Origin of the sequence: Bradyrhizobium sp. CCBAU 65884 (assembly GCF_028128835.1) — a bacterium.
Lineage (GTDB): Bacteria > Pseudomonadota > Alphaproteobacteria > Rhizobiales > Xanthobacteraceae > Bradyrhizobium > Bradyrhizobium ottawaense.
The window spans coordinates 342,019-351,845 of the sequence record NZ_LBJU01000132.1; the positions used below are offsets into that span (position 1 = coordinate 342,019).

Annotated in this window: 8 protein-coding genes; 3 read left to right on the forward strand and 5 right to left on the reverse strand. The window is 58.2% G+C overall.

Features of this window, described 5'->3' with window-relative positions:
- The first annotated feature begins 1,454 nt into the window (after nucleotides 1–1,454).
- The 3 genes from XI03_RS36440 (at nucleotide 1,455) to XI03_RS36450 (ending at nucleotide 5,680) form a co-directional block, all read left to right on the forward strand.
- A complete protein-coding gene (locus XI03_RS36440; protein ID WP_271594814.1) occupies nucleotides 1,455–1,610 on the forward strand; it encodes a hypothetical protein in 156 nt (51 codons plus the stop codon).
- 473 nt (nucleotides 1,611–2,083) lie between these two features.
- The gene (locus tag XI03_RS36445; protein ID WP_271594815.1) at nucleotides 2,084–2,335 is read left to right on the forward strand and encodes a hypothetical protein; all 252 of its coding nucleotides are present in this window, start codon (nucleotides 2,084–2,086) and stop codon (nucleotides 2,333–2,335) included.
- Nucleotides 2,336–4,765: 2,430 nt separating this feature from the next.
- The gene (locus tag XI03_RS36450) at nucleotides 4,766–5,680 is read left to right on the forward strand and encodes a TauD/TfdA dioxygenase family protein (protein ID WP_271594816.1); all 915 of its coding nucleotides are present in this window, start codon (nucleotides 4,766–4,768) and stop codon (nucleotides 5,678–5,680) included.
- Between the two features lie 141 nt (nucleotides 5,681–5,821).
- Here XI03_RS36450 and XI03_RS36455 read toward each other — a convergent pair whose 3' ends face one another.
- The 5 genes from XI03_RS36455 to XI03_RS36475 form a co-directional block, all read right to left on the reverse strand.
- Nucleotides 5,822–6,064 (reverse strand): DUF2274 domain-containing protein, encoded by a 243-nt coding sequence (locus tag XI03_RS36455; protein WP_271594817.1) that lies wholly within the window; start codon nucleotides 6,062–6,064, stop codon nucleotides 5,822–5,824.
- Between the two features lie 4 nt (nucleotides 6,065–6,068).
- Complete coding sequence (locus XI03_RS36460; protein ID WP_271594818.1) at nucleotides 6,069–7,280, reverse strand: TrbI/VirB10 family protein; 1,212 nt, start codon at nucleotides 7,278–7,280, stop codon at nucleotides 6,069–6,071.
- Nucleotides 7,277–8,308: a P-type conjugative transfer protein TrbG gene (gene trbG / locus XI03_RS36465; RefSeq protein WP_271594819.1), complete on the reverse strand. Its 1,032-nt coding sequence runs from the start codon at nucleotides 8,306–8,308 to the stop codon at nucleotides 7,277–7,279. Before trbG ends, XI03_RS36460 begins: the two co-directional genes overlap by 4 nt.
- On the reverse strand, nucleotides 8,305–8,988 hold the full coding sequence (trbF, locus tag XI03_RS36470) for a conjugal transfer protein TrbF (protein ID WP_271594820.1): 684 nt from the start codon (nucleotides 8,986–8,988) through the stop codon (nucleotides 8,305–8,307). Before trbF ends, trbG begins: the two co-directional genes overlap by 4 nt.
- 93 nt (nucleotides 8,989–9,081) lie before the next feature.
- The coding region (locus tag XI03_RS36475; protein ID WP_271594821.1) for a type IV secretion system protein at nucleotides 9,082–9,827 on the reverse strand (746 nt) is incomplete at its 5' end.

The following is a 9,827-nucleotide window of genomic DNA, read 5'->3' on the forward strand; positions in this document are numbered from 1 at the left end:
TTAACTGGCGCCGATTGTTTCGCGGCGAACGCATATTTTTGCTGTGTTGGTGCGAGCTTATCATTTCCTCGCCGCTCAGAAACCCATTCAATCACCACGGAATTTCGGGCGGCATCAGCATTACCACCTACACTAAATACTGCGCCTTCCGCGGCTGACTGGAACATCGCATGCGCCGGCATCTTAGATCACTTGCTTTGCCGAAAGGATCGGAGACATCGAATGCATGAAGGGATCGGCAATTGCCGTCCAACATGCAAGCACGCCCGGCACTTGGCGCAGTCAAACGAACGGCCCAAGCAGCGATTCAGCCCAGAATGGGCGAGAGTGCTGCTCGCGCACCAAGGGCCGCGGCGAAAAGGTGCCGATAACCTGTTGCACCAACGGATCGTTCCGCGGTCGGTCGGCAACCGCGTGAGTAAAGGTACGGGTTCGCGCCTTAATCCACTCCCTCGTGTCGCTACCCGCGCGCCGCGCAATTCCGGCGAGGATCAAGCAGGACCAGCTGAACATAGGCCGTTCCAAAGACCCGGCCTTTCCGTTACAGATCCAGGACCAAGAATGCGGTCCTCGGGAATCGCTACATTCCCGAAATGAACTGTACCGCTCGCCGTAAGTCTCTGGCCGGAGCCATCCCAATCGCCCTGGATGCTGACGCCAGGCTGGTTTGGTATCGACAACTACGGCGATCCGCTTGCCGCTCTGGTCAGCCGCTACGATCAAGTGATCCGGCGTACAGGGTGCCAGTCGCGTAGTATTCGTGATATTGAGCTGTAGTCCCGCCTCCGTCCTGCGTCATCGCCGTTCGTTAGCATCCACGGTCCCGACACTCATCTCGTTTGTCGCGACCCCGATCAGGGTGTAGTTGGCGGTTATGTAGCCATTAGTTTTTCCTCTGCGGCCGCAACCACGTCTGCAGCGCAGCCTGTGGCGACAAGCGTTGTAAATTCTTTGCCGGCAATCTTCTCGATCACCAATCGGTTACGATCACGCTCACGCCGTAAACCGGCAACAAAGGAAGTGCGGTCCCCACGGCCCCGGCACGACGAAGCAGAGTTTCCCCTTGCGCTCGATCTACCATCGAAGCTTTTCGGACCTGTAAACCATGTGCGGTATGGTGATCCTTGCAAACGACTGCCTCGAAACGAAGCCATCACTTCGCTCATCGAACGATCGGAGCTTGCTAATCGTGCAATTAGTATCTGGATAGGATTAGCGCGAGTTGCGTTGCCTGGTAGGCGCAGCAAGCATCGACACCTGCTCCGGTGCTGAATGGGTCTCTCCCATTCAACCACTCATGGAAGGAGGCTGCAACCTGCTCGTAAGGCGTAACGAGGTCCCGGCACTCGAATTCAGCGCGTTAAAATACGGAAGGCTCTGCCGAAAAGAACAGTCGTTGCCTGACGACCATCCCGTCATGGGTCGGCGCGCCTCTATAGCGACGACCCGGCGGAATGTCTGGTTTCCGCCTCCTCACCGCTAACAAACCAACGCCATCGTTTGTCGTCGAGGCGCGCCCTCAATCTCAGTATCACCGCAGTGAGGCGCGCGTCGAACTGCTGGCTTACTCCCTCGATGATCCACCCTTCGACCTGAGCTGGCGCAACTGAATAAGACAAGAACTCGCACCTGCAACAGCCGTGTGAGGCGTCTATTGGCAAGCGTCATCCAGAATAGAGGACGCTGATCAGAGGAGCAGCCGGCGATCTGCCAGTAGAGTTGAAAGGAAGCAGGCATTGGCTCCAGCATTTTCAATGCCTATCCGAGCGGCGATCGAGACACGCACTTCCCATCTATTGCGGATTACAGAGAAGGATTTGTCCAGCCATAGTATAAGGCCGCCTCTAATGTGCTAAATATACGCCCATCGAGTCACTTTTGCCCGCATCGCGCCCTCAGCCACGGAGCCTTGTAGAGGCCACTTGAACAAGCTCCTTGGTACGCAAGCTGCGAAGAGAGCTGGTCGCCCAACTGCGACCCCGGCGGCGACGGCAGGGCTATTTTCTTCAATTGATGCAATCCTTCCTGCAAGTGTCGTATAGATGTTTCATTTGCGCCGGTGTAACTTTCGGGAGCGAGAACGATGACCAACGCGCTCGAGACCTATAAGGCTCATCCGGTACGATCGCATCTCGGCGAGCCGATCATCGAACGCGAAGTCTTCCTGAAAGCAAACAAGATCATTGAGGAACGGCGTGTCGATCTCGCTGAAGGGGAGATGATTGCTCGTCTACGCAAAACGCTGCTCAAGGAAGGGCGCCTGAGCTCTGCTATCATAGACAGCACGTCGGCCTTCCCTGCGCTTCCACCTATCACAAACACTTCGGCAGCATGATGAACGTGTATCGGTTAATCGGCTACACTCCAAAGCGAAACTATGCATTTCTTCAGTCGCGCCCGCGCTGGGCGGAGCAAGAGGCCAAGCTCGGCTCGCACGTTGCCATGGCCATCAGGAAAGCTGGTGGTCGCATCACCTCTAGCAGCAGGACCGATTACTTGCGCGTGCGTGGATCAGTGAACATCTCAATTCGATCAGCTCTCTGCTGCGGAAGCCAAAATCGAGCGTTGTATTGGTCGATCAAGCGCAGGGCACGCCTGCCTCAGGGCTGGATCGCTGCCATCAGGCTGTCTGAGCATAACGAGTCAGTGCTCGATTACGTACTGCTGCCGACCGACGGGAAAGTAAAAGGAACTACAAGCTTTACTGAGAGGGCTCGCGTTCGCCGTGGAATCGCTTGCTTCGAAACCCCTGACGCTTTGGTTCGAGCGATCGCCAAGCTAGTAACACGGAGAGACCGTTCTGAGCCAGCACCACACGACAAGCGATCGAGACCAAAGCAGCTCAACACCAAGAGCGCCCGCGCGCGGCACTGATCAGACGCAGGCACAAAAAACTCCGCAAAGCAGTGCTTCATAATTTTTTGAAGACCTTGTCCAGATTTCAGGCGCCTTCACTCTTGCCGCTTTTCGATGTTTCGGAGCATGCTTCACCGCTGGCATCTCCGAGCATCTTTGCCTCACTACTTTTCGGCGAGAAGGTCCTAGGCGGTCCAGGGGGGACTCGTGTTCTGGTCTCGAAGGTACGGCAGGGCCATACCGCCGCGGCCGATTAGCTGAGCGTCGAGCTTATCGCCGCAAAGACATGGCCATGCTGGATAACGCGTATGTCTTCGTGCGGGCGTGGATAGCATTGAATGGGGCTCCAATCTGGTCGCGTCTGGGAAATCATTGGACGAGCTCGTTTCCAACACGCAACTAATGGTTTGCCGACATTCGGAGGATCCAATCGTGTAGATGTGCATGTGCCCATCTCGTGCGGCCATTAAGCTGTAGTGGCCAGTGACCAATCCTGGTAGGCGCCCTGGATCGCTCTTGGCGCTACAATTCCGCGGCCCGTGCGAGCTTGAGACACTCCCGGGAAGGTGAGGTGGCTAGCCTTGTTATGGCAAGGTTGGCCACCGAAGTTAGTGGGGACGTGGTAGGGACAGCGCTTTTCGGACCAGCACAAGCGCCGAGTCACGTCACGGCTAACTTCACCGGCAGCGTAGGCGCGGCAGGGACAGCGTCGAGTTTCTCTCCGAGTCGCGCCTGCGCTGCCGTAGATATCAAAGCGGTTCGGCTGCAGGGTCAAGTTGTCAACATTCACTCAAAAGGTGCAGTCGCTTGCAGTGCAGACCAGGCTGCTTCGAGTGTCATGCATCCTGCTGTAATAGGGCTCGGCTTGAAGACTGTGAAACGGTCTTTCAGCTACCCGAAAAGCGCCGCATCTTCTCATCTCAAACAATCCAACCGGCAGGCGACACTGCTCCGGTTGGATCTGAGGCAGCGCGCGCACCAGGCTATCGCATGAAGACGAGGGCCAGATTTGAGTGACGGGGCTTCGTAGGTGCGAGGTCAAATGTTTGAGTATTCACCTGAAAGCGCAGGTATGATCGGCATCATTGACTGGGATTTTCTTGCTCGAAACCGCCCTCCTTCTCAGCCAGCTTCCGGAGCGTGCGGAGGTCGACACGTCCGACCGAGGGAGCATCAATATAGTCTATGTCTATTCCCGATCTCTCAAGACACTCCGCCTTAAAGAGGGCTTCTCTTGCACTCAACCTTTGAACGGAAAAATGCTTCCGGCTAAACCCCGTTCGATGACACTTAATACTGTAGGGCACGGATCCCCTCCGGTGAGAGCCACAGTATATCCAACTTCTCGCAACAGTACGGCCACCGTTTTTGGTAGGTCTGCAGCTCTCACACGCTCCAGCGGCATTAGTCGAGATTAAGTCGGGTCATCAATTTCCTCGCCAGATTTACCAACCGAACAGTCAGCCCGGGCTTACCGCGCTGTAGATACTTGTCCGTATTCTTACAGAAGCACAATCTCGTGTCAGGTGCAGCACAGCGCGCATAGCAAGCGTGGGACTTTCGAGAACCCATTCGGCATTGTGGCTTGCCAGCGCCGCTTGGCAGGTCCATTGCTAAGGCAGATCGATCCAGTACAGAAGCATTGCTTTTTCAACGCAATTGGGTGACGACAAAGCACAACCGAAGATCTGCCGGGTTGTCGCGCTCCTGCTCTCCGCTTCGTCACCACGACATTAGAAGGGTGAGACCGGCGAGCGAGTTCTTTCCTCACTCAACCCAACCATCGGCTCAGTTCGGGTTACGTGCCCATTGGCGGTGCATGGCTGTCTTTTTTGCTTGGCACGATGCTTGCTGAAGATCATTCGCTCCCAGAGGCACGAAAGACACTCCAAGGGCTTAGAAAAACAATATGAGCACAACGACTTTGATCGGTGGCGTCACTGCGAGCACGAATGTGGTGAAACGTGCAGCGCGCATCGGCGCCGAAATCAAACATGTTAAGCTATCAGGCGACCTACCGGATCACGCGATCGCTGCGATCAACAACTTGTTGCTCGAGCACAAGGTGATCTTCTTCCGCAATCAAGGACATCTCAATGACGCCGAGCAGGAGCGCTTTGCCGCTCGTCTCGGAAAGCTAGTGCCGCATCCGATGCTCGGTGCCACCAAGGGTATGGCGTCGCTCCTCGAATTGGACTCCACTCGAGGCGGCGGTCGCGCCGACGTTTGGCATGCGGATGGAACGTTCGCCGATGCCTATCCCAAGATTTTGGTCCTGCGGGCCGTTGTAATCCCAACGTTCGGAGGCGACACCGTGTGGTCAAACACAGCTGCCGCTTATCTTGATCTGCCGCCACCGCTACAACGGCTTGCCGAGCGCCTGTGGGCCGTTCACAGCAACGTTTTCGATTACGCCGGAATCGCGCGTGTCCGCGAGGTGGACAAGAAGCACTTTGACGAGGTGTTCACCAGAACGGTTTTTGAGACCGAGCATCCCGTCGTACGCGTCCACCCTGAAACAGGCGAGCGGACGCTAGTGCTTGGCGCCTTGGTGAAGCACTTTGTTGGGGTCCCCAAATACGACGGTCAAAAGCTGTTCGATCTTTTCCAATCTCACATCACCGCGCCCGAAAACACTGTGCGCTGGAACTGGTTAGAAGGCGATATTGCAATATGGGACAACCGCGCAACGCAGCATTACGCTGTCAACGATTACGGGGACCAGCATCGAGTCGTACGTCGGGCCACGATTGAGGGTGACGTGCCTGTCAGCGTAGATGGCCGGAGCAGTGTAACGCGCCTTGCCCAGCGCTCTCGCGTCTGAAAACTAAGAAAACGCGAGTTGTATCGGGCAGACGCGGGAACACACCTTTCCGACATTATATTATCGCCAGCTTGGCAAGGCCTAGATTGATGCAACGCAACTATTTCAGCGTCGACCAACAGTTTCAAGATACCTTGACCATCACTGTCCTTCGCCAGCGGACGGTACGTGGCCTTCACGCTTCAGTTTAGAAAATCCTCGATCCGTGGCCATAAATCTCGCCAACATGGCAGCGATGAGCTTAGTCGGATCGACCACTTGACCACCCTGACGCGTAAGCGCTTCTGCATATGCAGTGAGATCACGATGCACGGCCGCAGGCAGCTCCGTACTCACTTTGACCGGCTTGTCGTCTGGAAGCTCGCCTATTTTGAGTTTTGGCATGTTGTCACGCTCTATAGGGCGTAAGTATGAGGTCATGATTGACAAGAACACGAACCGGGAAGCCAGGTCGGACAGCCAGAGTAGGTTGGATGCTGAGGCTGCGCCGAACAACCTGCTGCCCGGTCTGGTTCAGTGAGTCCGAGGCGCCGTGCCGCAATGCTTGGATGATGGCGCTGTCGTTGCTGTTTGTGTCCGAGCCGGCACCTAGTTCGGTCCCGACGGCCAGAAACGTCGATAATGCCGCGGCCTTGAAGAGTTCGTCCCAGTGGTTGTCGACTTGGTCTTCGAGGCCTGCATATCCCGCAGCGTCCGCGCCTGGCTGTCGCTCGAGAACGATAGAACGTCCATTTGGCATGATGAGCCGGGTCCAGACGAGCAGGACACGTGACTGGCCGAATGTGACCTGACTATCGTAGATACCGATCAGACGCGCTCCCTGAGGCACAAGCAGAAAGCGGCCGGTCGGCGTGTCATAAACATTCTCGGTTACCTGCGCCGTAATTTGGCCTGGCAGATCCGATCGAATCCCGCTGATCAGCGCTCCCGGAATGACCGTCCCCGCCTGCACAATGTATGGTGAAGCGGGCCTCGAGATGCGGTCAGGGCTGACAGTGCGACGGTCTACGGAAGCGTTCACGAAAGCAAGCTTGTGGTCCTGGGCGCTTTGCGCAGATCCATCGTCGCCGCCGCTCGTCGCGCTCGGCGGCGCGGTGCGCTCGCTTCCAACAGCCGTAGCGGCAGGCGGACGCATTTCTCGCCCATTGGTGGAAGCGAACAGATGACTGATGCGGGCTGCTTCAGTCTCTTGGTCCTGGCGCTGCCGTTCCGGATCAACGCCGCTCGTCGGCAATGGGCCTTGAGCAGCAAGGACCGGTCGACCGAGGTCGCCCGGGAGCGGCGGACCTAGCTGCGGAACCGCCTGGCGCGTAACGCCCGCATAATCCTTTGGCAGCGCCGTAATTCCATCGGCGACATTGTGATGGTCTGTGCTGTAAAGCTCATCGGCTGCCTGGTTTCGGGTACGATTGTTCTGTAGCGACCACAGCACAGTCCCACCGATGACGAGCAATGCGACCGCGCTGCCGCCTGCCAGAACTTTCCGCGACAACCGCGTCACGCGCGGGTGCTCCGCTCTCAAGCGGAAGCTCCTGGACTGATCCTCTTGTGTCTCAGGCGGAGCCGCTTGCTCCTGATCATTTCCAGTCCGAGTATTCATGACGACGGCCTCCCGTCGGTCCTGACAATCCTGACCTTCTGCTGGTGCTCGCCGCCAAGCCGCAGTTCGGCGGCTGCAAACAGCCGATCGACGATCAATATGTTGCCGTAGGCGCGATAGTTGACGAGCTCGGTCTTGCCATTCGGCCCGATGACGAACAGCGGTGGCATCTCACCTTGCACGATGCCTTGCGGGAATTCGATGTAGACCTTGCGGCCATCGTCATATGCGGCGAGCGGCCGCCAAGGAGGACTGTCCCCTTCGATCGCATAGCGGGAGATGCGCTGCGCCGGGTCCGGTAGAACGGGCTTCAGAGCGACCGAACGGGATCGTTCCCGTACAGTTTCTGGATAGTACCAAGCAACAGACGGCATGTATGGCCGCTCGCGGGAGCGGAGTTCGATCAGGTAGGTGCGCCGGTCAGTATTGACCACCAGGTTGGTCTCGATCGACGCTCGGGTCGGCTTGACCAGGATATGGACCCGCCGTGTGTCGCCGCTTCCGCTTTCGGTGTCGCCGACGACCCAGCGGACGGTATCTCCGGCCGCGATCGGCCCTGATCCCGTCAACTGTTCTCCCTCCTCGAGCGCGATATCCGTGATCTGCCCCGGTGCGGCGTAGATCTGATAAAGCGCCCCGGGACTGTAGGCGTAAATTTGCGCCGCGTTGAAATACCCCCGCTTGCGCGGTTCGACCCGGGCTGCGCTGTTTGCGGTCTCAACCCGGCTCACGGGTTCAGCATCTTCCTTCCCTCCCGGCTTGCCGCCGAGCGCCGGCTTCCAGAGGGGCGGAACGTGAAGCGGTCGCGATCTATCGTCGAGAGCCACCGGCGTCGACGGTAACGGAGGGACTTCCGCGTCATAGCTGATTTCCGGCGGAATGTAGGTCGCGCAGCCACCGAGCGCAGACGAACCAAGTAGAAGAGCGGACAACAACGCACGCCTTTTCACGAACTCGGGCCAGGCCGAATTGAGCCTACTTTGCGCGGCTGGATGCTTCGATCGAACGTCAAACGGCGTCTTGGTCACTGACTCAACTCCTTTGACCAGTTGATGGCGCGGACGTAGACGCCAAGGGGATTCTTGCGCAGGCGTTCGGCATCGCGCGGTGTCTCGATCACGATCGTGAGAATTGCGGTCCAGCGCTCAGCCGAGCTCAACGAGCCGTTGTCGTAGACGCGCTGGGTCCACGCGACCCGAAAGCTTTCCGACGACGCGCGAATGACGCTCGAGACATCGACGGAGATTTGCACCTTACCCAGCTTGGCAAAGGGATCATTGTTGCGCGCGTAATCGTTGAGTGCAGCGGCGCCGCGATCGGTCGTAAAATCATAGGCGCGGAGCCAGTTTTGGCGCAGAACGATGCCATCGGCCGGCAGACCTCTGACATCCTCGATGAAGCGCGCCAGATGGTACGCGATCTGAGGATCTGTAGGCTGATAGTCGATGTTCGCAGGAGCAACCCTTTGGGCTTGGCCGAGATGATCGACTTCGACCACCCAGGGCGTGATCGATCCTTGGCCGGATTGCCAGACAAGGCTGCCAGCGAGACCGGCCGACAGCATCAAACAGCCGAACGCCATTAGGCGCCAGTTCTTGGCTTGCACGCGCGCTGATCCAATGCGTTCGTCCCAAATCTGCTGGGCTTTTTGATAAGGCGTAATCGGCTCAGGCATGCGCCCGTAGTGAACTGATGGCCGTTTGAACATTGATGTTTGCCCCTAGTATCGAGTGGCCGGTTTCAAGTTGTGCGATAGGTGGATTTGAGGCGCTGCTGTGTGGCGGAGATGCAGTGGTGCGTCTCAGCGTTCTCCTTCGGACAAATCGACGGAAGAGCCGCCTCCAACATGATCGCCCGAGCGGACGGCTTGGCCAGCAGCCGAGGCACCATGCCGAATGGCCTGGGCACGCTTCATGCGGCGAGCCCAATCAGGCTGTCCTTCGGCCGGGGCGCTCGCGCCCTGCTCGCTTGCTTGGCTACGTCCGAAGGCAGTAGCTGCTCGACGCAGTGGACTCGTTGCAGCCGAAGCGCCCGCCTCCGCGACGCCGGCAAGGCCGCCGCTTCGATAGGCGGCCGATACTCCGCTTATAACCGCGCCACCACCGCGCGCAGCGCCTGCAACCGCACCGCCAGCGAGACCAGCACCGCCGGCGGCAAGACCTGCGCCCGCCGCAACAATGCCGCCAGCAGCAAGGCCTGTTCCAACCGCGGCGCCGGCGCCTAGCTGCGGCCCGCCGGAAACCAGGCCGTTTGCGATACCCGGACCGAAGATGCCGAGGCCCAGCAAGGAAAGCGCCGCGAGCACCAAGGTCATCGCATCTTCGATGGTCGGCTGTTCACCGCCGAAACCTGCGGTGAACTGCGAGAATAGGGTGGAGCCGATGCCGACGATGACAGCCAGGACCAGGATCTTGATGCCGGAAGATATGACGTTGCCTAGAACGCGCTCCGCCGCGAAGGCCGTCTTGCCAGACAAGCCAAAGGGAATGAGCACGAAGCCGGCTAGTGTCGTGAGCTTGAACTCGATCAGGGTGACGAAGAGCTGGA